The 26,260-nt window shown below is 61.8% G+C and carries 21 protein-coding genes; 10 read left to right on the forward strand and 11 right to left on the reverse strand.

Features of this window, described 5'->3' with window-relative positions; translation table 11 throughout:
• The first annotated feature begins 17 nt into the window (after positions 1-17).
• Together thyX and NF78_RS30415 are read left to right on the forward strand one after the other, a co-directional pair.
• Entirely contained in the window at positions 18-740 is a 723-nt protein-coding gene (thyX, locus tag NF78_RS15420) for an FAD-dependent thymidylate synthase (RefSeq protein ID WP_035987709.1), read from the forward strand.
• A 572-nt stretch (positions 741-1,312) separates the two neighbouring features.
• Positions 1,313-2,190, forward strand: a protein-coding gene (locus tag NF78_RS30415) for an IS630 family transposase (protein ID WP_225885304.1) whose coding sequence is annotated in 2 segments (ribosomal slippage) — positions 1,313-1,642 and positions 1,645-2,190 — 876 coding nt in all. Because the reading frame shifts where the segments join, the coding sequence is not laid out codon by codon here.
• A gap of 624 nt (positions 2,191-2,814) precedes the next feature.
• Here NF78_RS30415 and NF78_RS15435 read toward each other — a convergent pair.
• From NF78_RS15435 to NF78_RS15445, 3 genes are all read right to left on the reverse strand, one after another.
• Positions 2,815-4,038 (reverse strand): hypothetical protein, encoded by a 1,224-nt coding sequence (locus NF78_RS15435; RefSeq protein ID WP_035987715.1) that lies wholly within the window; start codon positions 4,036-4,038, stop codon positions 2,815-2,817.
• A 393-nt stretch (positions 4,039-4,431) separates the two neighbouring features.
• Positions 4,432-6,069 (reverse strand): mechanosensitive ion channel family protein, encoded by a 1,638-nt coding sequence (locus NF78_RS15440; protein WP_035987716.1) that lies wholly within the window; start codon positions 6,067-6,069, stop codon positions 4,432-4,434.
• 59 nt (positions 6,070-6,128) lie between these two features.
• Positions 6,129-6,923, reverse strand: coding sequence for an E3 ubiquitin ligase family protein (locus tag NF78_RS15445; RefSeq protein ID WP_035987718.1), 795 nt, complete (start codon positions 6,921-6,923; stop codon positions 6,129-6,131).
• 326 nt (positions 6,924-7,249) lie between these two features.
• Between NF78_RS15445 and acsF the strand changes: the two genes are divergently transcribed.
• Together acsF and NF78_RS15455 are read left to right on the forward strand one after the other, a co-directional pair.
• Entirely contained in the window at positions 7,250-8,326 is a 1,077-nt protein-coding gene (acsF, locus tag NF78_RS15450; RefSeq protein WP_035987720.1) for a magnesium-protoporphyrin IX monomethyl ester (oxidative) cyclase, read from the forward strand.
• Between the two features lie 209 nt (positions 8,327-8,535).
• Positions 8,536-9,411, forward strand: coding sequence for a hypothetical protein (locus tag NF78_RS15455; RefSeq protein WP_225885305.1), 876 nt, complete (start codon positions 8,536-8,538; stop codon positions 9,409-9,411).
• A 10-nt stretch (positions 9,412-9,421) separates the two neighbouring features.
• Here the strand turns inward: NF78_RS15455 and NF78_RS15460 are convergent, their stop codons facing one another.
• On the reverse strand, positions 9,422-9,682 hold the full coding sequence (locus NF78_RS15460) for a hypothetical protein (RefSeq protein ID WP_035987721.1): 261 nt from the start codon (positions 9,680-9,682) through the stop codon (positions 9,422-9,424).
• Positions 9,683-9,864: 182 nt separating this feature from the next.
• Here NF78_RS15460 and NF78_RS15465 point away from each other — a divergent pair, with 182 nt between their 5' ends.
• Both NF78_RS15465 and NF78_RS15470 read left to right on the forward strand, forming a co-directional pair.
• Entirely contained in the window at positions 9,865-10,458 is a 594-nt protein-coding gene (locus NF78_RS15465) for a DUF3177 family protein (protein WP_035987723.1), read from the forward strand.
• A gap of 27 nt (positions 10,459-10,485) precedes the next feature.
• Positions 10,486-10,779 carry a hypothetical protein gene (locus tag NF78_RS15470; protein ID WP_197064907.1) on the forward strand — a complete coding sequence of 98 codons (294 nt, stop codon included), beginning with the start codon at positions 10,486-10,488 and terminating at the stop codon, positions 10,777-10,779.
• 168 nt (positions 10,780-10,947) lie between these two features.
• Here the strand turns inward: NF78_RS15470 and glmU are convergent, their stop codons facing one another.
• The 3 genes from glmU to NF78_RS15485 form a co-directional block, all read right to left on the reverse strand.
• Entirely contained in the window at positions 10,948-12,315 is a 1,368-nt protein-coding gene (gene glmU / locus NF78_RS15475; RefSeq protein ID WP_035987728.1) for a bifunctional UDP-N-acetylglucosamine diphosphorylase/glucosamine-1-phosphate N-acetyltransferase GlmU, read from the reverse strand.
• A 227-nt stretch (positions 12,316-12,542) separates the two neighbouring features.
• Positions 12,543-13,466, reverse strand: a complete 924-nt coding sequence (locus tag NF78_RS15480; protein WP_035987730.1) for an FTR1 family iron permease — start codon at positions 13,464-13,466, stop codon at positions 12,543-12,545.
• 109 nt (positions 13,467-13,575) lie between these two features.
• Positions 13,576-17,295 carry a substrate-binding domain-containing protein gene (locus tag NF78_RS15485; protein ID WP_035987733.1) on the reverse strand — a complete coding sequence of 1,240 codons (3,720 nt, stop codon included), beginning with the start codon at positions 17,293-17,295 and terminating at the stop codon, positions 13,576-13,578.
• A 199-nt stretch (positions 17,296-17,494) separates the two neighbouring features.
• Between NF78_RS15485 and NF78_RS15490 the strand changes: the two genes are divergently transcribed.
• Both NF78_RS15490 and NF78_RS15495 read left to right on the forward strand, forming a co-directional pair.
• The gene (locus tag NF78_RS15490) at positions 17,495-17,806 is read left to right on the forward strand and encodes a hypothetical protein (RefSeq protein ID WP_035987737.1); all 312 of its coding nucleotides are present in this window, start codon (positions 17,495-17,497) and stop codon (positions 17,804-17,806) included.
• A 147-nt stretch (positions 17,807-17,953) separates the two neighbouring features.
• Positions 17,954-18,409, forward strand: coding sequence for a hypothetical protein (locus tag NF78_RS15495; RefSeq protein ID WP_035987739.1), 456 nt, complete (start codon positions 17,954-17,956; stop codon positions 18,407-18,409).
• Here NF78_RS15495 and NF78_RS15500 read toward each other — a convergent pair.
• Both NF78_RS15500 and NF78_RS15505 read right to left on the reverse strand, forming a co-directional pair.
• Positions 18,406-20,298 (reverse strand): serine/threonine-protein kinase, encoded by a 1,893-nt coding sequence (locus tag NF78_RS15500; protein ID WP_197064854.1) that lies wholly within the window; start codon positions 20,296-20,298, stop codon positions 18,406-18,408. The two genes, NF78_RS15495 and NF78_RS15500, sit on opposite strands and share 4 nt — an antisense overlap.
• 130 nt (positions 20,299-20,428) lie before the next feature.
• Positions 20,429-20,677: a Ycf34 family protein gene (locus NF78_RS15505; RefSeq protein WP_035987745.1), complete on the reverse strand. Its 249-nt coding sequence runs from the start codon at positions 20,675-20,677 to the stop codon at positions 20,429-20,431.
• Positions 20,678-21,002: 325 nt separating this feature from the next.
• On the opposite strand from NF78_RS15505, the gene NF78_RS15510 reads away from it, so the two are divergent.
• On the forward strand, positions 21,003-22,262 hold the full coding sequence (locus NF78_RS15510) for a CCA tRNA nucleotidyltransferase (protein ID WP_035987746.1): 1,260 nt from the start codon (positions 21,003-21,005) through the stop codon (positions 22,260-22,262).
• 15 nt (positions 22,263-22,277) lie between these two features.
• Here the strand turns inward: NF78_RS15510 and NF78_RS15515 are convergent, their stop codons facing one another.
• Positions 22,278-22,868 (reverse strand): hypothetical protein, encoded by a 591-nt coding sequence (locus NF78_RS15515; RefSeq protein WP_035987749.1) that lies wholly within the window; start codon positions 22,866-22,868, stop codon positions 22,278-22,280.
• A gap of 332 nt (positions 22,869-23,200) precedes the next feature.
• Here NF78_RS15515 and queF point away from each other — a divergent pair, with 332 nt between their 5' ends.
• Positions 23,201-23,632 carry a preQ(1) synthase gene (gene queF / locus NF78_RS15520; protein WP_035987750.1) on the forward strand — a complete coding sequence of 144 codons (432 nt, stop codon included), beginning with the start codon at positions 23,201-23,203 and terminating at the stop codon, positions 23,630-23,632.
• Positions 23,633-23,708: 76 nt separating this feature from the next.
• On the opposite strand, the gene gghA is transcribed toward queF, so the two are convergent.
• Positions 23,709-26,159 carry a glucosylglycerol hydrolase gene (gghA, locus tag NF78_RS15525; protein WP_035987751.1) on the reverse strand — a complete coding sequence of 817 codons (2,451 nt, stop codon included), beginning with the start codon at positions 26,157-26,159 and terminating at the stop codon, positions 23,709-23,711.
• Positions 26,160-26,260: the final 101 nt, after the last annotated feature.

A 26,260-nucleotide genomic window follows, 5' to 3' on the forward strand; every position in this document is an offset into this window, starting at 1 on the left:
CCTAGAAAATCTGAGCTATGGATCGCTTCACCGTTGAGGTTATTTCCCAGACCCCAAACCCTCAGCAGACCATGTACGCCGCCATGCACCAGGACTATGCCGAGGGCTTTGTGGCGCACGATCGCAACACCTGGCCCAGCGAGGAGCGCTGCGGCGAAATTTTGGTCACCAGCCTGCTGAAGGGCGGGCGCGGCCACTACGGCCCCCTGGAGCACCCGCAGATTGTATTTAACGTGGGCTGGTTTCCCCACAGCACTATGCAGCAGATCCGAACTCACAGAGTCGGCGTCAGTTTCGATGTTCAGTCTTTCCGTTATACAGGCCAGCGCATTCTGGACGTGGTGGAGGGCAAGCGGGAGGTGGAAGAGGTGTTTTACCTGCGGCCCCTGGGCTACTACAGCGATCGCCAGGGCAAGAAGTACGAGTACACCGCCGAGGCCCGCCAGCAGGATCTCGACTGGTGCCGGTCGGCCAGCCGCCGCTACAAAGAGCGCATCGACCAGGGTTTTGCCGAGGAGCACGCCCGGGGGTTGATTCCCTTTGACATTCGCCAGCACTGGGTGATGTCGGCCAATGTGCGATCGGTGATGCACCTGCTGGATCTGCGCTGGAAGGCCGATGCCCAGCTGGAGGCCCAAAAAATGTGTGAAGAAATCTGGCCCCACTTTGCCGCCTGGGTTCCAGCGATCGCCGCCTGGTACGAAGAAAACCGGCTCAAAAAAGCGCGGCTGGCACCCTAATACCGAATCCTATTCGGCTACCCCCGATTGATAGGGGCGTAGCATGCTACGCCCCTACGGGGTTGCTGGTCGTGAATCGGGGTTTTGTGACACGGATTTGATATATAGCTATAGCCAGCCTGATTAGGACATAATTTAGAGGTAACGCCATCTCCCCCTGCATGCCATGGCCAAACCCTACAGCCTCGATTTGCGACAAAAGGTCATCAACGCCATCGAACGGGACCAACGCGATCGCGCAACGGTCCAGCCCACTGGGGATTAAAACAGATTTCTGGACGCAGACACAGTGGCCCCTTGGCAATGCGCTGTGCCCCAGGACGGGTGGCAGCTTTTGTTTGGCCGTCTAAGCGCGGTATACACCCCTACTTTCCGCAGGATTTACTTAGAATTTGTTGCAAAACCTCACGATGTTCCGGACGAACTGGCAGCCGATCAGAACCGAGGTTCAGCCCTGGGACGCGATCGTCTGTCTGTTGGCCGCTGGTGTCCCAGGGGCTGTTATCAATTATAGCTATAGCCAGCCTGATTAGGACATAATTTAGAGGTAACGCCATCTCCCCCTGCATGCCATGGCCAAACCCTACAGCCTCGATTTGCGACAAAAGGTCATCAACGCCATCGAACTGGATGGGATGAAGAAGAGCGAAGCCAGTGTTGTTTTTGGGATCAGTCGCAACACCATCGACTTGTGGCTCAAGCGTAAAGCCGCCACTGGCAGCCTAGCGCCTCAGGTCACCTCAAGGGCCCGCCGCCAAGGGCGAATTACCGATTGGGACGGGTTTCGCGCTTTTGCCGAGCAGCATCGTCATAAGACCCAGACGGAGATGGCGGAGTGTTGGCCCGGCCCGATGAGTCAACGCACCATCTCACGGGCCTTAGGCGCCATCGGCTGGACTCGAAAAAAAAGACCTACGGCTACCGTCAGCGAGACGAGCACAAGCGACAGGCGTTCATAGCCAAAGTTCCTGAGTCTAGGGCTCGGCATCTGGTCTACGTGGATGAGTCGGGAATGGATGAGCGTGATGCCTACGGATACGGCTATGCCCCAGCAGGAGCGCGGTGCTATGACCTTAAATCCGGGCAACGCGGTAGGCGCGTCAACATGATCGCCGGGTATCGGGGGCATCAACTCATCGCGCCGTTTACCGTCGAAGGGGCGTGTAACCGCACCGTCTTTGAAACCTGGTTGGAGACCTGCTTGATTCCAGAGTTGTGTCCTGGAGACTGGGTGGTGCTGGATAATGCCACCTTTCATCATGGCGGGCGCATTGCCGAATTGATTGAATCGGCAGGCTGTGAGGTGGTTTATCTCCCACCGTACTCCCCTGACCTAAATCGCATTGAAAAGTGCTGGGGGTGGTTGAAAAGCCGGATCCGAAAAGCCCTCCCCCACGACGATGGCCTGCGGGCCGCTATTGAGGCTGTCCTCAAGCAAGCGGTGTCCTAACCTAAGTGGCTATAGCTATAAAACCTCAGAAAGGGGAGACAGTGCTGTCTCCCCTTTCTTGTTTGCCAAATTTTACCCCTTGGAACGGGTTGTCTCGACCCACAATTACGTAGAGATCCTGTGGTTTCAATCCTAGCGTTTCCTCTAGCCCTGCTTAGGATTCAAGATTCGATACGATAACGTGGGATAGTCTTCGGCTGCCTACAGGGATTGAAGAAGTTGGGCCAAAGCAAATGTTACGCTATAGGCTGAATTTGCCCAACTGACCGTATTCCCTCTGCGCCCCTATGTTAGAACCTTCGCTGCTGCGCGCCCTTGTGTGGACCGACTACCGCCTTGCCGTCCTGTTTACGGTATAGTGCTGGGGGTGGTTGAAAAGCCGGATCCGAAAAGCCCTCCCCCACGACGATGGCCTGCGGGCCGCTATTGAGGCTGTCCTCAAGCAAGCGGTGTCCTAACCTAAGTGGCTATAGCTATAAAACCTCAGAAAGGGGAGACAGTGCTGTCTCCCCTTTCTTGTTTGCCAAATTTTAGAGGGTTTTGAACACTCCAGGCCCAGTGGGGGGCTGGGGTAGGGCTTAGGACCAGCATTGCCCCCAAGCCCTTTGCCCCAAACCCAGGCCGTTAGCGGTAGCGGAAGTTGCGGTAGACCAGGCGAGAGTTGAGCCCGCGCCCTCGCAGGAAGCTGACCACGGCACCGGCGTCATTGCGATCGGTGCACTCCGCCGCATTGATAAAGCGGCCCTGGGGGGCGTTCTCAAACTGAGGGTTGATGACGCAGGTGAGGCCGCCTACACCTCGACCGCCGGTGGGCGTGAGCACCTGGCGCACCTGTTGGAGCTCAGCCTCGCCCCCAAACACGGCGGCGACGAAGGGAGCTAGAGCCCCACTGCTGACGGTGCCGCTGTCGCCAAAGCAGGCGGGGCGATCGGCCTGGGGAATGTTCGTCACCAGCGGTGCCGTTGTCACCCGTGGTTCTGACAGCAGCACCGCGCCGTTCGCCGCGATCGCCTCTAGCAGGGCCTGCCCATCACCGCTGACCCGAATAAAGTAGCGGGCCGCTGCCCCGGCAAACCCCTGTCCGCCAAAGTAAGTCACCCAGCACTCGTAGGGGGGGGTGCCAGGTATCTCGGCGGTTGCGGGCTGGCCGTTTACCACCTGCTGCCTCGAAATTTTGTTGTAGACGTTCATCTTGGTCACCCCAGCATCGGTAAAGACGCGCACTGAGTAGTTTTGGGTGTCAAAACCAACCAGCGTACGGGCCAAAATATTGTCCTGGCCGGTCTGTCCGGCGGGGATGTTGAAGGCGACAATTCGGGTGCTGTTCTGGCTGATCAGCACTGAATCGCTGGCGGCATCAATAATTTCGAGTCTGGCCTGAAAGGCATTGCGATTGGCGCTGGCCCGATAGATAACATTGCGCCCATTGCGCGATCCGAAGCTGTCGTAGGCAATCCAGCCCTCCTGAACGGTGCCCCGGAAGATAACGGGGGCACCCAGCTGCTCAGACTGTCGCGTATCCCGGTTGTAGACATTCATGCTCAGAAACTGGGTGTCTCTGGGGTGCACGCTTATGGTGAATGTCGGTGTTTCAAAGTAGAGAGTGGCGTTGTTCGAGGTGTTGGGATCCTGGGCCAGCCAGTTATCCCACTCCGCCTCGGCCGCAGGGGCGGGAGCTAGATCTGTGGTCTGAAGGACCCCAGTTTGAAGGACCCCAGCTTGAAGCGCACTATGCCCCGGCACCGCCAGGCCAGTGACCAGAAAAACCGAGGCAATAAACAGCGAAAAGGTCTTGAGCAGCCGCTTTGACCAGCGGTTAAGGGGGATGTTGGGCCAGTCTGGTTGCATGGAAAATTAGCTCCCTATACTCCTCATTTGAGAAACCCCCAGGCCGCCAGTACGGGGAATCTGTGGGCATAGAACCCCGGTTTCTCTACAAATACGGCTGTAATTTTAGCTAACTTTCCCTAAAGCGCTCTTTTTTTTAGTTAGTAGCTTGTTGTCGTTAACATCCCATTCAAGGGAAGGCGGAGCGCTAGGGCGTCGCCTTGTTTAGGCTTACAGGTCGCCCCAGGCCTGTTTTTGGGAACAGGCCTGGCCAGGCTTGAAATGCAGGGCTTCTGGCCAGAATTGATCACACGCCTTGCCCCCCTGCCGGCGTTAGCGCTTTAAGCCTGAAACGCTTCCCCTCTGAGGATTTTGTATTTTGGAATTTTCTATTTTGAACCCTGCAAAGCGGTCCTAGGGCTCGTCGGTCCTACCGTTTAGATGTCGCAGTAACTCCTGCACCTCAGGCGAAAGCTCAAGCGGTAGATAGCTGGAGCGCAGGTGCAAATCGCGCTGGGGAAAGGGTACTTCTAGTTCGTGGCGACGCAGACTGGCTTCGATCGCAAAGTACAGGTCGCTCTTAATTACCAGCTGACGGCTGGGCTGGGCTATCCACACCAGCAGCTCAAATCTGAGGGCGCTGTCGCCAAAGCCCAGGAAAAAAACCTGGGGCGATGGGGCCGAGAGAATTTCCTGGTTTTTTTGGCAGGCTTCGAGCAGGGCGACTTTGACCATTTGGGGGTCGCTCTTGTAGGACACCCCTACCGGCAGGCGAATGCGCGACACCGGATTGCCGTGACTCCAGTTGACCACTTCGGTTTCTAAAAAGCGGGAGTTGGGCACAATCATCGACACCTGATCTAGGGTGCGAATTTCGGTGCTGCGCGAACCAATGCGGGCGACGGTGCCTTTGATCTCACCAAAGTCAACAAAGTCGCCCACCTGCACTGGCCGCTCAAACACCAGTACCAGTCCGCTGACGAAGTCTTTGACCAGCCCCTGGAGACCCAGGCCCACCCCAATCCCCAGACCGCTGGCGATCAGGGCAATGGAGCTGAGGTCGATGCCCCAGAGTTGGAGAACGACCACGGTGCCCAGCAAGATCAGGGTGTACTTAGAGAGCACCGCGATCGCCTCCTGGGCCGCCAGGCTGATGCCCGTAGCCCGCAGCAGCCGCAGCCGCAGCACATTGGTCAGGGCGCTGGCCACAACGATCATGGTCAGCAGCACCGCCACCAGCAGCAGCAGCCCCAGCAGTGAGTAGGAGCGGTTGCCCAACATCACACTCTGATCCAGCAGCCCCTCGCGCAGGCTCTGGGTGACTCGAAAGCTAATCCGGCGCGTGAGTGGGAACAGGTTGGCAATGTAGGCTACTGCCGCAAACAGGATGGCGCAGCGCACCAAAAACAGCGACACTCGAAACAGCAGGTTGAGCCCGGAGGTCTGGTGCTCGGGGTTGTCTGGGTCGATGGCGGAGATGGCAAATCGATTTAAAAAAGGCCCTAGCCAGCACTGCCAGAGCCATCCAGTCAGCCAGTACAGCGCCAGGGCCGCGGCCAGGGCGGCCAGGGATTTGGCTAGCGCCCGCCCCAAAAAGCCCTCCTGGCGATCGCGGTAGGCCTGGGTCAGGGCGGCATCGATGGCGTTAACCCATTGCTCAGCCTGGGCCTCGGGACTGCTGGCTCCCCCCACCTGGGCATCGGCACTGGTCACCGTCATGATGTAGCGATCGCCTGCGAAAATCACTGGATTGCTGCTCTGGGCCACGCCGTTACCGCCCTCTACGCGGCGAATTTCGGCCTGCACCGCGACCAGCTCAGGACTGTCGATCAGCGGATCCAAGTTGGTTTGGATGGCCAGGGCGCGCTCTACCGCCGTCAGATCACCAGCGGCGGGTACGTTGAACAGAAACAGCCCGTCGAGGAGCACCGGTTCGGTTGCGTTGGCCTGGGCCAATCCTGGGGCTGCCCCCCATCCATGCAGCACCGCCGCCAGGACCAGACCGCAGACGAAGCGGGCTAACCAGCGTGGAAAGGACACTCCTGGAGGCATGGAGGGGGGGGCTTAGACGTCGTGATCAGCATAGCGCTTGGGGTGGGGGGTGAGGGGGATTAGCTGAGCAGGGCGGCCAGCAGCAGCACTGCTCCCAGCCCAAAGCAGGCCACCATAGACCAGAGGGCGATTTGGGCACTCTGGCCCACGCTCTTGGCCAGGGCGTCGTGGGATCGGGTGGTGATGATGTAGGGCTGGTCGGGCTGGGTGGGCTGCTCAATGGCGACGCTGCCGATGCGGTCGCTGGCGGTGCCCACAACCAGCACCGGGCGATCGAGGGGCAGCACGGATTCTCTGTAGCGGTAGCCCAGGGTTCGTCGGGAGCCGCCGCCATCGCCGCCCAGCACCAGCGAAAACGGCCCGTAGGAGAGCATGCCCCCGGCGGGAGCCCCAGGGCGAAAGTCGTTGAGCACCTCTACCGATTCAATGTTGGCTCCTTCAGGATTCACCTGCACCTGTCCAGCCGCATCCACCAGCTCAAAGGGAATCCGCTGCTGGTGATCGCTGACGGTCTCTGAACCGCGCTGGGTGCGGGTGGTCACGTTGCCGCTGCTGTCTTTTTCGCGCACGGTTTCTTCGTACTCGCGCACCACGGTGCTGGTATAGCTGACGCAGGGCACCTGCTTAAATTCTGAGAGCAGCGGGGTCGAGGGTTTGGGGGTGCCCCACAGCCACACGTAGTCGCGCCAGTCACCGCCACCAATTTCCTTGGAAATAGCGGTGGCCATAGCCTCCAGGTCGGTGCTCTTGGAGGCACGGGCCAGCTTGATCTGGTTACAGCGGCGCTGCTGGCGGTTTTGCACCCACCAGAGCACGGCCCCAGCGACAATAAAAATAATGCCTGCGATCGCCATATGTCGTGCTCCCGAACCGATGACTCATTCTGGCTCTCAGCATGCCCAGGTGAGCCCCACGAGTGGCCCCGACTTAACGAATTTGAACGAAACGGTGAAGGGAAACCGGGTTGCTCGCGTTACCTGCCGAAAGGTTTTGTTGCAAAACTTAAAGCGCTGCCGACTGTCCCAAAAGCCCTGATACACTGGCATGTAGCGATTTGGTTAGGCAGCTGCATTTTTACTGCCCAAACCGGACGTCATCGTGATGTCTGGGAGGGCTTTGCCCTATGCCATCTCCACCGGGCGATCCCCCGGCCCACGTTCACCGCGCCATCTAAGGACTCATGGTAGATTCCCTTAAAAAACCTGAATTTCAAGAGATTCGCCCAGGGGTAAAGGCTCCCGCCAAAGACACCATTCTCACCCCTCGGTTCTACACCACCGACTTCGACGAGATGGCCGCCATGGACATCTCCGTCAACGAAGACGAGCTGCTCGCCATTCTGGAAGAGTTCCGGGCCGACTACAACCGCCACCACTTCGTGCGCAGTGATGTCTTTGAAAAGTCCTGGGACTCCATCAGCGGTGAAACCCGGCAGTTGTTCGTGGAATTTCTGGAGCGCTCCTGCACCGCCGAGTTCTCTGGCTTTTTGCTCTATAAAGAGCTGGGTCGTCGCCTCAAGGGCAAAAACCCGGTGCTGGCCGAGTGCTTTGATCTGATGTCCCGCGACGAAGCGCGTCACGCGGGCTTCCTCAACAAAGCCATGTCGGACTTCAACCTGCAGCTCGACCTGGGCTTTTTGACCAAGAGCAAGGACTACACCTTCTTCAAGCCCAAGTTCATCTTCTACGCCACCTACCTCTCCGAGAAGATTGGCTACTGGCGCTACATCACCATCTTCCGCCACCTCGAATCCCACCCCGAGAACGAGATCTACCCGATCTTCCGCTTCTTTGAGAACTGGTGCCAGGACGAAAACCGCCACGGCGACTTCTTCTCCGCCCTGATGAAGGCCCAGCCGGAAATTCTCAACGATTGGAAGGCCAAGCTGTGGTGCCGCTTCTTCCTGCTGTCGGTGTTTGCCACCATGTACCTTAACGACCTCCAGCGCAGCGGCTTCTACGCCTCGCTGGGTCTAGATGCGCGGCAGTACGACATCGAAGTGATTGAGAAAACCAACGAAACCGCGGGCCGGGTGTTCCCCGTCACGCTCAACGTTGACCACCCCAGCTTCTTCCAGCGGCTGGATGCGGCCGCCGCGGCCAACGCCAAGCTGACCAAAATTGCCGAGTCGAACCAGCCCAAACCGCTGAAGACCCTGCAAAAACTGCCCCACATTGCCGCCATCGGCTGGCAGCTGGTGCAGCTCTACTTCCTCAAGCCCATCGACACCACCGCAGTGCGGGGTCAGGTGCGCTAGGGGCCGGAGTCATTTACCTAAGCCATTCACCGGAACGCTATCCTCGTTTCCCCCAGCGGCTCTACTGTTGTAGTAGGGCCGCTTTTTTGGGCGGTCTACGCCTGGCTTGCAGGACGGGTGAAGGCGGTAAGATGCATAGGACTATGGCGTGAACTGGGAGCCGCTGCGTAGTGTCATCAACCTTTCAACGGAGCATTGGAGGCGGCCTGGTGGCTGTTGGGCTGGGGCTGGGTGCCCCGGCGTTGGCTAACCCACCCGATCTTTCTGTAGTCTCTGACCTGGAGGCGATCGCAGCACCGGTCGAGTTCTCTGTCCCCTGTCCCCAGGCCGCCGCCGAACTGAACGAGGCCTGTGCCGTTTCCTTTGCCCCCCTACCCAGCGCTGACGGTGACCCAGCGGCGGTCGTTGGCACAGCTGCCCCAGGGGGGCTAGACCTGGCCCAGAGGACACCTGCCGCCCTGGCCCTCGACCCGGAGGCTGTCGCCCCCGCCCTCGACCTCGACCCCGCCGTGATTGAGGGCAGCCCCACTCTGCGGCGCTGGCTGAATGACATTCCCGATGTGGCCAGCGACATTCGACACCAGCCCAGCTTTCGCCCCCGGCTGCGGGTGAGCTATGCCCAGTTTCCCTCCAGTGGGCAGGTGGGCGGTTTTGGGGCGGCGGTAGAGGACCTGTTTGTAGTACCGGGCACCGGGCTCACCGCCAGCGCCGACTATAGCCGCAGCTGGAACGGCGATCGCGAGTCCTACGGCGCCGAGGCCCGCTACTACCTGCTGCCCCTGGGCGGCTACGTGAATATTGCCCCCACCGTGGGCTACCGCACCCTCAGCACCCCCGCCTACCAGACCGATGGCCTGGATGTGGGCCTGCGCCTGCTGCTGGTGCCCTCCCGTGGCGGCGGCGCCGACCTGGCCCTGAGCCAGCGGTGGGTCGCCCCCGGCAGCGAGAATGAGGTGGGGATAACCAGTTTGGCGATCGGCTACGCCGTCACCCGGCAGCTGCGGCTGGGCACCGACTTTCAGCTACAAAACTCCCGCTTTGGCCAGGACAGCCGCGTGGGGCTCTCTCTGGAACTGCTGCTGTAGAGATGGCCTATCAATTTTCCCTAAAGGGTAATGCCCTATCTCGTCGCTGCTCCCGTTGCCAGGTTACGGGGTCGGGAATGTCCTCAAATGGACGAACTGCGGCTAGTTGAGCCAAAAGAGTCGCTACTTTTTGCTGCTGCTCCGCTTTAGATGGTGCAGCCAATGACCTGACAACGACAATATCTACTTCCTCAGCCTCACTCAAGTTAGGGCGATCGCCCAGCCAAGTGATCTGATTATTTTTGAGAATGGCCCGATAGGTCTGTGTCATGGGATTAGAGATCCTGTGGTTTCAATCCTAGCGTTTCCTCTAGCCCTGCTTAGGATTCAAGATTCGATACGATAACGTGGGATAGTCTTCGGCTGCCTACAGGGATTGAAGAAGTTGGGCCAAAGCAAATGTTACGCTATAGGCTGAATTTGCCCAACTGACCGTATTCCCTCTGCGCCCCTATGTTAGAACCTTCGCTGCTGCGCGCCCTTGTGTGGACCGACTACCGCCTTGCCGTCCTGTTTACGGTATTTCTGCCGCTGGTGCTGTTGATCTGGGCCTTTGTGCAAAAGAACGAAGCCATTCAGCACCTGCTGACGATCTACTGGAAGGTGGCGAGTCTGCTGATGATCACCGTCTACCTGATGATTGGCGGCTTTAGCATTAGCTTTGTGGCCGGGCTGATGGCGCGGGTGCTGATTCCGCTATCGCTGTGGTTTTGGGTTGACCTCAACGAAGAAATTCGCGAGCAGCCGGGGTCGGTGCTCAAGCTCCTCTTTAGCGCCTGGCGCTGGGCGGTGACGCTGTATAACATCATTGGCGGGGCGATTTTGCTGGGCTTTGTGCCCTGCGCCTTCTCGGCGGCGCGGTTTGGAGCCGCCGATTGCCAGGTGTGGCTGGAGCCGCCGCTGCTGTACAGGGAGTACTTTCACGCTGGCTATACCAGCGGCTTTTTGGGTTTCTTTGGCATTTTGGGCCTGGCTATCTACGTGGCTTCGCTGGCCTGGTTTGTGTTTGTGCGCCTGGGCAAGCAGGGGCGGCAGGCGATTAACTAGGGCGGTAGATGAGGGGTGGTGATGGCTATGAGTCCTGGGTCGCGGCTAGAGCAGTACACCCTGAGGCGTCCCGAGTTGGTGCTGCTGGTCAGGGCCGACATTGATGGCGAGGAAGACGAGGTGCTGATTTTTCGCGGCTTTTCCAGCTCACTAATGCACCCCACCGCCGCCGATCCGGAAGTGCCGGTACTGCCCGAAGCCGCAGAGATTCAGGCGATCGACATTATGGCTGGTCCCTATAACCCCATCAGTCCTCGATACCTGCAGCGGGGGCTGGCTTGGGCCGACATGCTGCCTTTGTTGGAGGATATGGGGGTTTAGAGCTTAGACCCTCAATGGTGCATTGCTGCGCGTTGGCGTTCGCGCAGCGTTCCGAAGGAAAGCCCCGCCTTAGCGTTATGCACCCTACGGTAGGACTGTCCCCCTCATTACCCTATCCCCTCACCTTCCTCATCTCCACTCTGCAGAAGGCAGCTCAGCGTCTTACCCCTACTTCTCCCCTTCCCTCAGGTGCCTGGGCTGCCAGCCCTCATGGTTTTTCTGCGGGGCGCGGGATACCACCAGGCAGTTGTCGGGGGCGTCCTTGCGCACGACGGACCCGGCGGCGATGGTGACGTCGTTGCCGATGGTAACGGGGGCGACCAGAACGCTGTTGGAGCCGGTTTTGGTGCGATCGCCAATCACAGTCTGGTGCTTCTTAAACCCGTCATAGTTGGCCGTAATGGTGCCTGCCCCCACATTGACCTTGGTGCCCAGGGTGGCATCGCCCAGGTAGGACAGGTGGGCAACGTTGGTGCCTGCTCCCAGGGTGGATTTTTTGATTTCGACAAAGTTGCCAATGCGGCAGTTGTCGCCCACGATCGCTGCGCCGCGCAGGTGAGCGTAGGGGCCGACCCGCGCGCCGCTGCCCACCGTGCTCTCGCTCACCACCGAGAACGCCACGGTGGCGTTGGCCCCAATCTGGCTGTCTTCGATCAGGCTACCGGGGCCGATGCGGCTGCCCGCCCCCACCGCGGTGTTGCCCCGCAGGTGAGTTTGCGGCTCGATCACCACGTCGGGTTCGAGCCGTACGGTGGTGTCGATGGTGGTGCTGTCGGGGTCAATCAGGGTAACGCCAGCGGCCATCCAGTGATCTTTGATGCGGTCTTGCAGAATGGCGTAGGCTTCGGCCAGTTGCTTGCGGCTGTTGATGCCAAAGATTTCTTGACTGTCGGCCACATCGACGGCCATGGCAGGGCTGAGGTCTTTGACCACGTCGGTGAGGTAGTACTCCTGCTGGTCGTTGTCGGCGCTGAGGTGGGGCAGCACCATCATCAGCTTGGCCCAGTTGAAGCAGTAGACCCCGGCGTTGATGCGCGGGTTCTGGCGCTGGGCCGGGCTACAGTCGCGGTGCTCGACAATTTCGGTAATCAGGTTCTGGTCGGTACAGAAGACCCGCCCGTAGCCGGTGGGATCCTTAAACTGGGCCGTGAGCAGGGTGGCGGCGTTGCTGTTTTGCTGGTGGGTGCTCACCAGGTGTTGAATCGTTTCGGCGCGCAGCAGGGGCACATCGCCGTTGAGCACCAGCAGGTCGCCGTCGAACCCTTCCAGGTAAGGGATCACCTGCTGCACGGCATGGCCAGTGCCAAGCTGCTCTTTCTGCTCCACAAAGGTGAGGCCGGGGATGTGGGCCAGGGCTGCTTTGACCTGATCTTGGCCGAAACCGACCACAATCAGCGTGTGGCTCGGCCTTAGCTCGGCTAGGCCGTCGATCACCCGTTCTACCATCGATTTGCCCCCTACTGAGTGCAGCACCTTGGGCAAACTCGATTTCATACGGGTGCCGCGCCCAGCGGCAAGAATGGCGACAGCGACCATGGGAACGTCCTTCGTGGGTAGTGTGGGCCGAAGGGAGTATATCGCGGTTTGGGGAGGGGAGGGGAGAGGTGGAGGAGTGGATGGGTAGGTGGGTAGGTGGGTGGGTGGGCGAGTGGGGGGCGTTTTAGATTGAGGGATGGGTTGGGGTAGGGGCAAACGGGGTTTGCCCTTATCGGAGGGGTGGAATTGGCAGGATGGGGGCTTTGAGTTTCCCAGGTTACCAATGCTCAGGATTGGCTGGGGGCGGGTTTTTGGGGACGGTCGGTGGCGGGGCTGAGGCTGCGGAAGTAGCTGCTGCCGACGAGGCCGAGAAAGCCCAGATAGGCCAAAATTTGGACTAAATACAGGTGGTCGCGGTAGCCGAGCAGGGTTTTGAGCACAATGCCGGGAAACTGGCGATCGCTCAAAATGGTGCTGCCATCCCACACCAGGGGGCCAAGGACACAGGAGGCCTGGGCAAAGCAGAGGTCGGCGGCGGGGTTGATTTGGCTGAGGTTGCCCAGGGCGGCATCCAGGTTTTTGCACACCGAGATCACCAGGCCACCGACGATCAGCAGCAGCAGCACGCCCATGACCTGAAAAAAGCGCTTGAGGTTGATGCGCAGCCCCCAACCAAACAGGGCGAGGCCAATGAGTACCGCGCCCAGCAGGCCTGCGATCGCCCCTCCCCCCGCCGCCAGGCTGGTTTCCACGTTGGTAAAGACAAACAGCACCGTCTCAAACCCTTCCCGCAGCACGGCAATGCAGACCAGGCTAAAGATGCTCCAGCCAGCGGTCTGGCTGTCGTCCAGGGCCGATCGCACGGTTCCCTCCAACTCGCCTTTGAGGCTGCGGGCCTGGCGGGTCATCCACAGCAGCATCCAGCTCAGCATGATCACGGCGATCGCCCCAAACAGGACGTTGAGCAGCGGTTTGACCACCATTTGTAGCCCCGGCAGCCCCTGCTGAATCTGCTGAAGCCCCATGGCGAGGGCAATCCCCAGCATGATGCTGCCCGCCAGCCCCGCCCCCACCCCGGCGTAGGCCCAGGGGTTGAGGCTTTGGCGGTTGGCCTTGGCCAGGCAGGCCAGCACAATGCCGACAACGAGTGCCGCCTCTACTCCCTCGCGCAGGGTGATCAAAAAGGTCGGCAGAGCGGCGGTGAAATCCATTTTGACTGCGGTGAGGGAACAGGTGCTACAGCTATTGTGTCAAACAACTCCACCCTTTGCAGCCTGTGCCGGTAGCATTCAGCCCTTGCCCCTGAAGGGGCGGTGGCGCTCAGGCGGTGACGGCGGCCACCGCCCCCGACTGGGCGATCGCCTGCCAGTCTCCGGTGGCGCTGAGGTAGCCCACCTCGACTACATAGATGCGATCCCACTGGGGAATGGGCAGGTACCAGTCCTGGGCAAAGTCATCGCGGCAGCGCTGCTCGGCCACCGCTGGGGGCAGCTCCGACTGGGTGGCCTGACCGGTGACGTCGTAGAGGCGCAGGGCCATAGTTTCGCCGCCGCTGTCTCGGGCCTGGGCGCGATCGCTGGCGTCAACCTGCCACACGGCGTAGAAGCGATCGCTCGGGCGGTCGACGGAGAGCCGGATCCAGCTATCGGCGGCGGTTTCGGGGGGGGCGGGGGCGATCGCGGCATCGGTGCTGGCAGGCACCACCCCAAAGCTGTCGGGCGAACCGGGCGGAATGCTGGCCAGGGCCGATACCACCTCTGGCGGCAGATCCTCGAGGATGGGAGGATTGGCCAGTTCCAGATCACCCTCCAGCCCCATGGAATCTTCGTCGGTGGGCATTTCCGGCGGCGGCGGCACGTAGTCCCCCGGCTCTAGCGGTATCGGCGGCGGCACGGGTTCGGGGGCGGGACGCAGGGGCGGCTCGGCGATTCCGACATTGGTGCTGAGGGGGCTGGCGGCAACTCCGCTGCTGCCAAACTCTGCCTGCGACCCTCCATCGCCATTCAGGTCTGTGCCCAAATGCACCTGGCTGAGCAGTTCTTCCTCCAGGCTGTCGGGGGGTAGCGGCCCAGCGCTAATCCAATCGGTGGGCTCCGGCCCCGCCGAGATTGACAGCGACTCGGGCGACTCGGGCGACTCCGCCAATGGCGCGCCCCCGGCAGCCATATCCGCAGCAAAATCTGCGTCTTCAGCCTGGTTGGGCAAATTGGCAATCTCTGCCGCCAGCTCGGGGGGCACATCCGCACCGCTGGAGCTGCTGCTGCCGGCGATTTCCACATCGGCAGAGGGCAGTCCCATGACGATCTGCTGAAGTTCCAACGGCACATCGGGGTCAAAGTCTGCCACAGGAGCCACTTCGGTGGCGCTGCTCCCCGACAGCAGCCCTGAGTCCAGCCCCGGCAGCCCCAGCCCCCCATCGTCGCCCAGCTCAGCCGCTCTATCCAAACAGGGCTGGGCCTCACTCTGACGGCCCAACTGCATCAAGGCCTGCCCCTTACCGGCCCAGGCGGCGGCAGCCGACGGGTCCAACTCCAGGGCGGTATCAAAGCAAAAAATCGCCTCCTCGTGGCGGGCCATGGTGCTGAGCAGGCGGCCTTTGCCAATCCAGGCCTCGATAGTGCTGGTGTCGAGTTCCAGCGCCGCGTTGTAGCTGTCCATGGCTTCGTTGGCCTGACCCAATAGGGCCAGGGCATTGCCCCGCTGAGCCTGGGCTTGGGCGGCAATGGCGTTGAGCCCCTGGGCCGGAATCCCCGTGGCCTCGGCTTTGCTGCGCTCTACCTCGGTGGCCTCTACCGCCCGGTTAAAGTAAATTAGCGCCGCATCGCACTGGCCATCCCGCAGCAGCCGACGGCCCTCGGCCAGGTCAATGCGGGCCTGTTCTAGCTTGCTGGGGGCGATCTCTACCCCGTAGTCGCCTGTCTCTGGCACTAGCTGGGCCTCGGGGGGCAGCTCGGCTGCGGGGGGCAGCGGTTCAACCTCCGGTAGCACCCCTGGGGGCAGCGGCCCAGCGGTGACGGGAGGCTTGCCCACCCCGGAGAAATTCAGGTCCAGCTCGGTCCCGGGCACCAGCTCGGTTTCCAGGGTGTCATCGTCGTCGTCGGGGTCTTTGCGGCCCAGCAGGGCCCCAATAATTCCGGCCAGCAGCAGCAGGGCCGGGATCGCCGCCAGCATCCACCAGGCGCTGGGGGGCAAGTTGCGAATGCGATCCCAAAGCCCCTCCTGGTCGGTGGCGGGATCGTCGGCCTCGGGCTCCGGCTCCGCCACGCCCCCGGTCAGGGGTTCCCCCTGATCACTGAACAGCTCCACGCGATCGCTATTGCCCACCACCAGCTGCCCCGCCGGGGTGTAGCCCAGGGAAGCGGCTGGGGTCTCCAGTTCAATCGGCTCCGACAGGCGGGGGCTGCCGTCGGGCGACCACAACTGCAGCGTGCCGTTTACCGCAGCGGTGGCCAGGGTATTGCCGTCGGGGCTGTAGGCGGCTGCGCTCACCGCCTCCTCGTGGGCGGCAATGGTGTCTCCCCTCGGCTGTAGGGTGGAGCGATCCCAGTTGCGCAGGCTGCCGTCGGCCCCTGCGGTGGTCAACACCTGGCCATCGGGGCTGCTGGTAATGGCTGTAACGCCGCCGGGATGAGCATTGGCCGACTGGCCGGCGGCGGTGCCATCGGCATTCCAAAAGCCCAGGCTGCCGTCGCTGCCGCCGCTGATCAACGCCTGCCCGCCAGCGGGATAGTGGAGGGCTTGCACCGGGCCACTGTGGGCGGTAATCGGCGTGCCTACAGGGGTACCGTCGGCCAGCGACCAGCGCTCGACTAGACCCTCGGCATTGCCGCTGGCGAGGGTCTGACTGTCGGGGGTGAGGGCCAGGGCCAGAATCGGCCCGCCCTCGCCCCCCAGGGGTTCGCCCAGGGGGTTGCCGGTGCGGTCCCAGCGGCGCACGGTACCGTCGGCGCCGCTGGACACCACTGTTTGGCCATCGGGGCTGACGACCACGGCAGAGACTGCCCCCCGGTGGGCATCGGCGATGACGGTTTCGGTGGGGTTGCCGTCGGCATCGAGCCACTGCAGCTGGCCGTCCTCGGTGCCGCGCACCATGAACTGACTGTCTGGGGCCACCGCGACTCCGCCGGGCAGCCTGACAGCCCCCACCGTCACGTTGTCGCTGGCGATCTGTTTGGCCTCCTCAATGGCGGTCTGCCCCTCAGCACTGGTGGCAAAGCCCAAGAAAGCGGCGACGGGCTGACTCGGCTCGCCCTGATAGATGTAGTTACGGGGCTGAGAATAGGGGTAGCGGGGATCGTCGGGCAGCGTGGTGTCCATGCTGACCGGACGCACGGCATCCTGATTCAGCACCTCGGAGGAAATGGCGTAGCTGATGCCGTCTCGCCCCAGCTCTCGCACGATCGCAGCGGTATCGTCCTCCTCCATCTGAATCGCGTTGTCGCCGGTTTCAAAGGGCTGCTGGCTGAAAATCTCGTAGTCGGCCAGGGCCAGGCGAGTATCGCTCTCGTCCGGGCGATCGACGAAGCGGATCGGCAGGTTTGGCCCTCCGACCTCCGACCAGTTGGTGATTTCGCCGCGAAAGATGGCGGCAAAGTCGTCAAAGGTTAAATCCCCTTGGAACGGGTTGTCTCGACCCACAATTACGGCAATTTTCTCCCGCGTCACCGGAATCGAGGTGAGGTTGGGGTCCAGCTCGTCCTCGCTCAGGGCCCGCCCCAGGGCGGCCAGGTCGATGTTTCCCCCTTGCAGTGCCTGGAGGGCTTCCTCATCGCCGTTGGCCTCGTGGGTGACCTCGGTATTCGGATAGCGCTCTTCAAACCCTCGGGCCAGGTTCTGATTGATCTCCGCCATCGACGGATCGCCATCAATGGTGATGGTACTACCGGCGGCTACGCTATCCTGCAGATCAAAGGTGGGGGTGGGTTCCGCCGTAACCTGAGCCACCAGCGCTGGATGGGACCGAAGCGCATTCACCGGCAGCGCAGCCAGGGCGCTGATCAGGGCCAGCAGAGCCAGAGACGGCTTAGAAAGCTGATTCATGGCGGTACCCAGAGGTCAGTAAACGATCTGCTAAAGGATACACGCTGGAGTGGCGGTTGCGCGTTTTTTTACTTCGGAAAGCCGCTGTAAGCGGTGCCAAGAAGGCGCAGCAATCGATCGATGTCGTTGTTCCTGCAGCCCCTGCCGTGAAGTGGTTACAGTGAACCTGTGGCAATCTGAACGGCGATCGGGGAGATCTATGGGCATTGCGGCTTTTCTGCTGGCCGGGGGGTTGGCTTTTGGCCTCGCCTTTTGGCTGACCCGACGGCTACGACAACCGCGAGCAAGGATCGCTCGCGGGCTAGGATCGCACAGACCGGGGCGAGGGACCAGGCGAGGGCGGCGATCGCCCCTGACAACCGCAAATCCCGCTGTTGCCTCCGACCTCGATCGCCAGGTGCAGGACCTCCTCAACCAGGGCAAGCTGATCGATGCCATTCACCACGTCAGCGCGACCAATGGCTGTAGCCTGCGCGACGCCAAGGCCTACGTCGATGAACGGTTGCCCTAGGGGCTGTCATCAATTAGCTGCCAAACACCTAACAATCAAGGGTTGCAGCCCCTAGCCTCTCTTTTGGGTCCGGCATAACAAACCGCTCCCCCGCCCCGGCAAATCGCGATAAGCTGAGAACATCAACCTGGCTGATTTTTGGCAACCATGGCACTACGCAGCATCTTGACCGCTCTCCTCGTCGCTGGCCTCTGGCTGCTGAGCGGCGCAGGGCTGACCGCCCAGGCGCTGACGCCCGTCGACCTGACCGACATTACCTACAGCCCCTGCCCTCCCGACTACGCCGATGGCATGGTGGCCCCTGGGTCGATTCAGGAGGCCAACTGCTTTTTGATCACAGGCAAAGCCATCAACCGTACCGGCAAACCTGTGATCGATGCCGACATTTTTGGCCGCATCTACGACGCCAACGACAACCCCGTCATGCAGAACCGGGGGCGGCTGGGCGGCATTGCGGAAGTGCCCCCGGGCGAGAGCGACTTTGAGCTGCGGATTTCGGTGGCGGCCAACCAGCCCGAGCCGCTGAAGCTGAAGCAGTTTAAGGCGTCGGGCTTTAGTGCTACCGTCCGCAAATTTTCAGAAACCCCCTCAGCTCAGCCCTAGACCAGCTCATTAATCTCTAGGTAGCACCAAAAGCGAATGGTTTCGTCGGCCCCGGCGCTGACCACCATGCGGCTGTCGGGGGTAAAGGCCAGGGCGCGCACGGCCCAGGCCTGGCGCAGCTGAATGGTCTGGGGCTGAGCCCGCAAATCGATCAGGTTGAGCTGGCCGCCTTCGGTGCCGATCGCCAGCCAGCCGCCGTCTGGGCTGATCGTCAGAGCCGTCACCGGGCTGCCAGCGGTATAAATCTTTAGGCCCTGATCGGGGTGGTCGGCGCTCCAGGCCTGCACCTGCCCGGTGGGGTCGCCGCTGACGATGCGACCATCGCTGGGGTGGCAGGCCAGGGCCGTAATCGGCTGCTTGGGGGCGGTAAGGGTCCGCACCAGCCGTCCCGAGGGCAGCGACCAGAGGCGAATGGTGCGATCGCGGCCGCCGCTGACCAGCAGTCTGCCGATCGGCTCCACCGCCAGGGCCGTCACCTGGTCCTGGTGATGGATCAGAGCTTTGGGGGCCTCCCGACGCATAGGCTCCCTATTCAAAGGCCACAGATTAATGCGACCGTCCCCATTGCCCACGGCCAGGGTGGCGTCCGGCAGGATCAGCAGGGCTGCTACCTGCCAGCCCGCCAGGGGCAGTTTTTCGCCGCTGTAGTCGGCCAGGTGCCACTGAATCAGCTGACCGTCTTCCCCACCGCTGACGATCGCGTCTCCTTGGGGGGTAAAGGCCAGGGCGCTGACCGGGCCGCGATGGCCCGGCCCCAGCAGCCCCAGCGGTTTGCGAAAGGTGTGAATGGCCTGGCCGTTGGTGCAGTCCCACAGGCGAATGGTGCCGTCGGAACAGGCGGCCGCGATCGCCCGTCCGCTGGGGCTAATGGCCAGCCCATTGGCCACCGCTCCCGACAGGCTGAGGGCAAATCGCTGCTCCCAGGTCGCTGCCCCCGAGGGCAAAGTCTTGGTAGCGGAGGCGGCAGTTGGTTGGGCACTCCCCAGCGCCAGACCGCTCCAGCGCAGGTCGGCCAGCGCCTCCTGGGCCGTGCTGTAGCGCTCGCTCAGGCGGCGGTGGGCCATGCGATCGAGCACCCGCCCCAGGGCTGGGCTGAGGGCAGCGGGGGCGTAGGGTCGCCACACCCAGGCGTCGTCGCTGACCGAAAACAGGTCGAAGGGGTGCAGCCCGGTCAGCATGTGCAGACAGCTAACCCCCAGGCTAAAGATGTCGCTGGCGTAGACGGCCTTGCCCAGGGCCTGCTCCGGGGCGGCGTACCCGGCGCTGCCGATCACCGTGGCGGTGTGCTTGAGCTGCTCGGGATCGACAATCGCTTTTGCCGCGCCAAAATCCACCAGAGCCAGGGGCTGGGGCGCTGGGGGCACAATGATATTGGCGGGCTTGATGTCGCGGTGAATGACGCCGTGCTGGTGCAGGTAGGTCAGCACGGGCAGCAGCTCATAGAGCACTCGCTGGGTCAGCGCCAGCCGCTCAGCCTCGGGGAGCCCCGGCAGCAACCGGTCGAGGCTGGGGCCGGGGACGTACTGCTGCACCAGAAACCGGCCCTGGCCGCCGTCAGTCACATCTAGGTCAATCACGTCCAGCAGGGCTGGAATTTGGGGATGCTGCCCCAGGGTCGCCAGGCGATGGGCCTCGGCCTGAAAGCGCTGGGCGGCATCGGAGCGGGGGGAGCCAGTCGCCGGAGCTATCTGCTTCAGGACACAGCGCAGCGGCGGATCGTGGCCCTCAGCCATGGCCAGATAGGTCCGGCCAAACCCGCCCTGGCCCAGCACCTCCAGACAGCGGTAGCGATCGGCCACCAGCAGCGGCTGTCCGCAGGCGGTGCAAACCCTCGCCCTATCCTCATTCTGAGGCTGTGGGCAGGCAGGATTGACGCAAAGCGTAGTCAAAGGATGGTTCGACCCACTATCCAACAATCTGCGACGTTTAAGCTTCTATGCTGGTAGACAGTGCCCCACGGCAGGAACGATCGGCCAAGCCTTACCCACCTACCCATCCACTCACCTACCCACCCACTCTCTAAGTAGGCACCAGCTCGCCGGGGCGCAGTTTGGACCACTTGCCCTGCTCCTGGACAAAGCTGTCGCAGCCCACCACGTCAAACTCTTTCTCGACCACGTCATCGACGACGCGCAGGTTGGCATTAATGGTCGGGTTCACCGCTTCAAAGGTGGGAAAGTCGGTCAAATGGAGTTGTTCGTGCAGCTCCTCCACGGCGTGGTAGGTGGTGCAGCGATCGACGTAGTGGCAGTTTACACAAATGCACATAGCACGCCCCCGGCAGAAACAGGGTAGGATTTGATGTTGCTTATCCCCAGTCTAACCAGCTCTTGGCTCCCTGGCCGTCGCTCTCTAGCAGGAGAAAATGGCGACGGGCGCAGGCTGTGCCAGTAAAGGGGATGCGTTTTCTGGTAGTCTAGCTCAAGTTTTTTGAATGTCCGGGCGGCCCAGCCCAGATGTTGCAAAATGAAAACCTCAGTATTGGGTTTTCTGAATTGCTCTGCTGGGCCGGGATGTCAAGACTGAAAAACCCTGTTGTAATGAAAGAAATGAGGGTTCATTGAATCCAACGCTATCACCCATTTCCCTTGCAGTGGCTACTGAACAATCGGCGCTTTCGCCAAAAACCTGGCCTTTTAGCGTATCGCTACTGCCACAGCAAGCCTACCTGGTGGGGGGAAGTGTCAGAGATGCCCTACTGCGCCGTCAGGCCGATTATTTAGACCTCGATTTTGTGCTGCCAGAGCGGGCGATCGCCACTGCCAAAGGCATTGCCCAGCACTACGGCGCGGGCTTTGTGGTGCTCGATGCCGACCACCAGATTGCCCGGGTGGTGTTTGCCAACGCCACGGTCGACTTTGCCCAGCAGGTGGGGCCCACTATCCACTCAGACCTGCACCGGCGCGACTTTACCATCAATGCGATCGCCTACAGCCCCCACAGCGAGTCGCTGCTCGACCCGCTGGATGGCTGCGCCGACCTGGCCCGCAAAACCCTCTGTATGGTCGCCGCCGAAAATCTGGAAGACGACCCCCTGCGCCTGCTGCGGGCCTACCGCCAGGCCGCCCAACTGGGCTTTAGCCTCGACCCCACTACTCAGCAGACCATCCGCCACCTGGCTCCGGCCCTGGGGCGGATGGCGGCCGAACGGGTGCGAGGCGAACTCGACTGCCTGCTCAGCCTACCGGAGGGCTCGACCCTGTTGGCGCTGGCCTGGCAGGACGGGCTGCTGCAAACCTGGCTGCCCGAAGTCGATCGCCCCCAGCTGGAACGGCTGGCCATGCTGGATCAGCTGGCGGCCCAGTACCACGAGCGCTGGCCCGCTTTTTCCCAGCTGTTGCACAGTTGGGTGAAGGAGCAGACCACCCCTGGGTTACACCGCAGCTGGCTGAAGGCCACCAAACTGAGCCAGCTCTTGCCCGCCGATCTGACTCAGGCCGAAGCAACCCTGGTCAGGCTCAAGTACAGCCGCGCCGAGCAGCAGGCGGTGCTGAGCATTCTCAAAGGCTGGCAGTACCTGCACCAGCACCAGGGCAATGGGCCGCTTCCTCCCGGCCAGCAGTACCATTTATTTAAAGTGGCGGGGGCAGGGTTTGGCGGCGTTGCCCTGCTGAGCCTGGCCTGCGGTGTGCCCGAGGAGCTGGTGCTGCCCCTGATTGAGCGCTACCTCAACCCCAGTGACCCCATCGCCCATCCTCAACCCCTGGTAACAGGCAAAGACCTGGTCCAGGGACTTGCCCTCAAACCAGGTCCTCAGATTGGTGAATTGCTAGAGGCCGTTCATTTGGCCCAGGCCGAGGGGCTAGTGGGCAGCCGCGAAGAGGCCCTGACGTGGGTCAAGCGGCAGCTCTAGCCCTACGGCAACGGCCTAGCTGTCAGTGTTGGGGCCGACAGCGGGTTGCAGAGCTTCTTCGAGGGCTTCGGTGGCTGCGTCGGTGGTGACTTCAACGGTGGTGTCGGGGGTTTCTTCGGCGGTGGCCTCAGACTCCAGCTCGTCCACCAGGTCTGCGGCGGTGGCGTCGGGGGTAATGTCTTCGGCAGAAGCTTCGACCTCGGTAGGCTCCTCTAGTGCGGCCTCCAGGGCTTCGGTGGTGTCTTCAATCGCCGCCTCGGGGGGCAATTCTTCTGCCGGGGCTTCCTCAACCGTAACGTCAGCATCGGTCTCTTCGACGGCAGCTTCCGTTTCTTCAGCTTCAACGGCGGCCTCAGTCTCGTCCACGGCCTCTTCGGTCATCAGATCAGGGGTGGCCTCTTCAACGGCGGCTTCCAGTTCAGCATCCAGTTCAGCTTCGATCGCATCGACATCGACCACAGGAACGTCGGCTTCGGCGGCGATGGCTTCAACGCCTTCGGCCGCGGTTTCGAGTTTGGTCTCTTCAGCCTGGGCGGGCAGACCCAGGGCCAGACCGGCGAGGGTGAGGCTACCGGCAGCGAGGGCAAGCTTACGGTAAATCGTCATGGTTCTTCTCCTGAAAAGCGTCATCCGATGGGGTTGGGGCCAGCACTACAAGCGTGCTACAAAAAACTACCGCCAACGTTTCGTGAACTTATCACGGGGTTTGGGGCAGGGCCAGGGGTGTTAAGCAAGAAGTATGAAGTTTTGGTTAAGCGATTGGAATAACTTTGGTTAAGACAAGTTTGGGGAACTTTAACCTGATTGAGGACATCTATGAGCGATCGCCTCTGTTTCGTCGGGTTAAGAAACCCTGAAAAACGTTACATTATCGAAGGCAACTCTCGCGTTGTTTTTGGGTCTATTGGCCCCGGTCCATTCTTCACTCGGCGCTACCGATGACTCCTGTTTCAGCCTCCCCTGCTCAGTACGGCGATCGCGCCATTCTCCAGGCCAGTGTAGAACCGCTGGAGAAGTGGCCCAATCCCTCGGAGAATGCCTACACCATTCACCTGGAGCACCCGGAGTTTACGGCGCTGTGCCCCCGCTCTGGCTACCCGGATTTTGGCACGGTGGTGGTGGACTACTGTCCGGGGCCGTGGGTGGTGGAGTTGAAGGCGTTTAAGCTCTATATCAATAGTTTTCGGGACCAGCGGGTGAGCCATGAGGCGGTGGCCAATGCGATCGCCGATCGCCTGTGGGAGGAGCTACAGCCCCGGGGGCTGCGGGTGATTGGCGACTACACGCGCCGGGGCGGGGTGAAGACGGTGATCACGGTGAAGAAGGGCGATTGTGCTGGGTTTGAGCCCTACACGGCCAACGTTTTGTGATGCTCAATTTTGGTTGCCGCCCTCCAGGAGGTGTGGGGCAAACGGTTGTTTGCCCCTACGGGGTGCTGGATGGTCATCAGCCTCTGCCCACGCGCTCTAGCAGGACTGCCTGGCTGTCGGTGAGGGTAAAGGCGCTGAGGGCATCGGCGTTGTTCAGGTCTATGCCGGGCGATCGCACCGCCACCCGCCAGCCGTCGCCGTCGAGCTGGAGCCAGTCGGCGGGGGTGACGGTGAGTGGGTCGCCGCCCATGTGGGCCACCATCGCCACCTGCACCTCGGTACCGGCCTCGGCGGGGGAGGTGCGCAGGCCGTAGAACACCGTCTGCTCGTCGGTGTGGATGCGGTTGAAGCGATCCAGCGGGGAGAGGTTTTGCCGCAGCCAGGGGTGGGCGCGGCGGAAGCGGCGCAGGGCCAGGTTGTAGGCCACCCGCTCCGGGTTCAAGTTGTCCTGCTGGAGCCACACGTTGCAGATCGCGTGGGCGTCTTCCATGAAGGTTTTGGCCAGGGTTTTGAGGGTGGTGACATCCATGGGGGGCAGGGAGATGGTGGCCTGGTCGGCCAGGGTTTGACAGCGGTGGGCGATCGCATCGAGGTCGTAGTCGGTCTCCTCGATGGCGTCGTAGAGCCCCTGCATGAACCGGCGCAGCTCGGTCAGCTGGGTAAAGCCCATCGCCTTCAGCCCGGGGAACAGCTCGGGCCAGTCGTAGGTTTCGGGGATGATTTGCCAGTCGAGGAAGCCCACCGCCTCCTCGGCCACCACCTTCACCCCGTAGCGATCGTCGGTGTTGCGCAAAAAGCCCCAGGGGGCGTGCATGGTGCAGTTAATGAAATCCATCGGCAGCCCCGGGCTAAAACCATAGGTCATCAGGGCAATGGCGGGGTTGTCGTAGGCGTTGTTGAGCACCTGGGGCAGCCCGTCCCCCAGGTGCCAGTTGATATCCAGGCTGGGGTCCACCTGGGTGCCCCGGCGCAGGGTATCGTGGTTGCCGCAGCCGGTGATCCAGCATTCGCCCTGGTGGATTTGCTCAGTCACCCGCCGCCACTTGCGGTCCCAAAACTGGCGTAGGCTGGGGGTGTTGTGGGCAAAGATTAGCGGCCCCCACTGAAAGGCGTCGGGCTTAAACTCCACAATGTCGCGGTAGGTGGAGATCTCCTCCCAGTTCTCCGCTGGCCAGGGGCGACCGTCTTCAAAGATCGAGAACAGGCGGCGCTGGCTGTCGCCCACGGTTTGCAGCACCTCCGCCATCGCCCCCAGGTAGACATCGTCGTACTCCACCTCCCCAGACAGGGGGTTAAAGAACTTGAAGTCCTGGGCTCCATCGACCCGGATGCCATCGACGCCGGTGTTGTTCTTGCGCCGCTGCATCTCCAGCAAAATCGCCCGCACCGTGGGGTTCTGGTGGTTGACGTCCTGGCCATACATGTTGGGGCCTTTCATAAACCGCCCGTTCAGCAGGTCGATGGCCTGGTTGTCGGCGTGGCCGTAGACGATGTCGAAGATCACTTGAATCGGCCCGGTGGGGAAGTTGTGCAGGGTGGCGATGAACTCGACTAGCTCGTCGGGGCGCAGGGTCTCCAGCACCGAGGGGTCGGTGGCGGAGGAGCCAAAGATGACAATGTCGTAGCCCCAGTTCTGGGTGTCGGGCTTTTTCAGGGTGACTTTGACGGTGCCGGGGTCGCGATCAATGGTTTCGGTGTCGGGGTCCACCTCGGCCATATCGTCATCTTGCAGGTTGAAGAAGCCGTGACCCAGGTGGTGCTTGCCCAGGTACTCTACCGTAGGCTCAATGGGCAGCAGCTGCACCGCATCGTAGCCGATGAAGTTTTGCTCGGCGGGGGTGAGGGGCTGCTGGGCCCTGAGCTTATCGGCAATGCCTTTGTACACCGCCGTCAGACCGCTCAGGTAGCCGTTGGGGGAGGCGGTGTTGACGTGGAGCTGGAGGATGTTGCTGGGGGGATGCACCTGCACCACCCCCTGCTCGTCGGTATCCCCCTGGGCGAAGTAGTCCAGGTCGGCTCGCTGCCGCTGCAAGCTACCCATGTCGTACAGCTCCGCCGGGGCATAGACGCCGTAGGGCAGCGAGTAGGCCAGGGGGTCGCCCACTACTTCCACTTCCTCGCTGTTCACATCCAGGTAGCGCAGCCAGTAGAAGGACCCGAGGCGATCGCCCGTGCCCGCCTGCATCCCCGCCAGCACCCCCCAGTGGTACTCCCCCTGCTTGGCCAACTCCACCGTATCGCGGCGAAACCGCACCGTCTGCCGGGCGGCGGTGGGGTCAATGACCTCCAGAGGGGTAAACACCTCCAGGTAGATGTTCTTGGGCTGCACCATGTCAGATTCTAGCTCCGGCGTCCAAAAGCCAATTTCGGTGAGGCCGTCGGCGCGGTAGTGGGCTCCCAGACGGGTGGCCAGGGTCTGCGCCTTGTGGAACAGGGTGTCGTCGGACTGGTGCACCTGCTCGGCCCAGTCGAGCAGCGCCTGGGTCTCGGCTGCGAGCAATTGGATTTTGGCAGTGGTGGTGACCATGGGGTAGTTCCTTTTTGCGAGAAGGGTGAGGGGTAGGGGGTGGATGGGTGGATGGGTAGGGGGTGGATGGGTGGGGGAAGATCCCAGGGTTCTTTCGCCAG

The sequence above is a fragment of the Leptolyngbya sp. KIOST-1 genome (assembly GCF_000763385.1).
GTDB lineage: Bacteria > Cyanobacteriota > Cyanobacteriia > Phormidesmidales > Phormidesmidaceae > Nodosilinea.

Coding starts and splice junctions, on each gene's coding strand:
- thyX (WP_035987709.1), top strand. CDS start 18: ATGGATCGCTTCACCGTTGAGGTTATTTCCCAGACCCCAAACCCTCAG.
- NF78_RS15435 (WP_035987715.1), bottom strand. CDS start 4,038: ATGCAACCAGACTGGCCCAACATCCCCCTTAACCGCTGGTCAAAGCGG.
- NF78_RS15440 (WP_035987716.1), bottom strand. CDS start 6,069: ATGCCTCCAGGAGTGTCCTTTCCACGCTGGTTAGCCCGCTTCGTCTGC.
- NF78_RS15445 (WP_035987718.1), bottom strand. CDS start 6,923: ATGGCGATCGCAGGCATTATTTTTATTGTCGCTGGGGCCGTGCTCTGG.
- acsF (WP_035987720.1), top strand. CDS start 7,250: ATGGTAGATTCCCTTAAAAAACCTGAATTTCAAGAGATTCGCCCAGGG.
- NF78_RS15460 (WP_035987721.1), bottom strand. CDS start 9,682: ATGACACAGACCTATCGGGCCATTCTCAAAAATAATCAGATCACTTGG.
- NF78_RS15465 (WP_035987723.1), top strand. CDS start 9,865: ATGTTAGAACCTTCGCTGCTGCGCGCCCTTGTGTGGACCGACTACCGC.
- NF78_RS15470 (WP_197064907.1), top strand. CDS start 10,486: ATGAGTCCTGGGTCGCGGCTAGAGCAGTACACCCTGAGGCGTCCCGAG.
- glmU (WP_035987728.1), bottom strand. CDS start 12,315: ATGGTCGCTGTCGCCATTCTTGCCGCTGGGCGCGGCACCCGTATGAAA.
- NF78_RS15480 (WP_035987730.1), bottom strand. CDS start 13,466: ATGGATTTCACCGCCGCTCTGCCGACCTTTTTGATCACCCTGCGCGAG.
- NF78_RS15485 (WP_035987733.1), bottom strand. CDS start 17,295: ATGAATCAGCTTTCTAAGCCGTCTCTGGCTCTGCTGGCCCTGATCAGC.
- NF78_RS15490 (WP_035987737.1), top strand. CDS start 17,495: ATGGGCATTGCGGCTTTTCTGCTGGCCGGGGGGTTGGCTTTTGGCCTC.
- NF78_RS15495 (WP_035987739.1), top strand. CDS start 17,954: ATGGCACTACGCAGCATCTTGACCGCTCTCCTCGTCGCTGGCCTCTGG.
- NF78_RS15505 (WP_035987745.1), bottom strand. CDS start 20,677: ATGTGCATTTGTGTAAACTGCCACTACGTCGATCGCTGCACCACCTAC.
- NF78_RS15515 (WP_035987749.1), bottom strand. CDS start 22,868: ATGACGATTTACCGTAAGCTTGCCCTCGCTGCCGGTAGCCTCACCCTC.
- queF (WP_035987750.1), top strand. CDS start 23,201: ATGACTCCTGTTTCAGCCTCCCCTGCTCAGTACGGCGATCGCGCCATT.
- gghA (WP_035987751.1), bottom strand. CDS start 26,159: ATGGTCACCACCACTGCCAAAATCCAATTGCTCGCAGCCGAGACCCAG.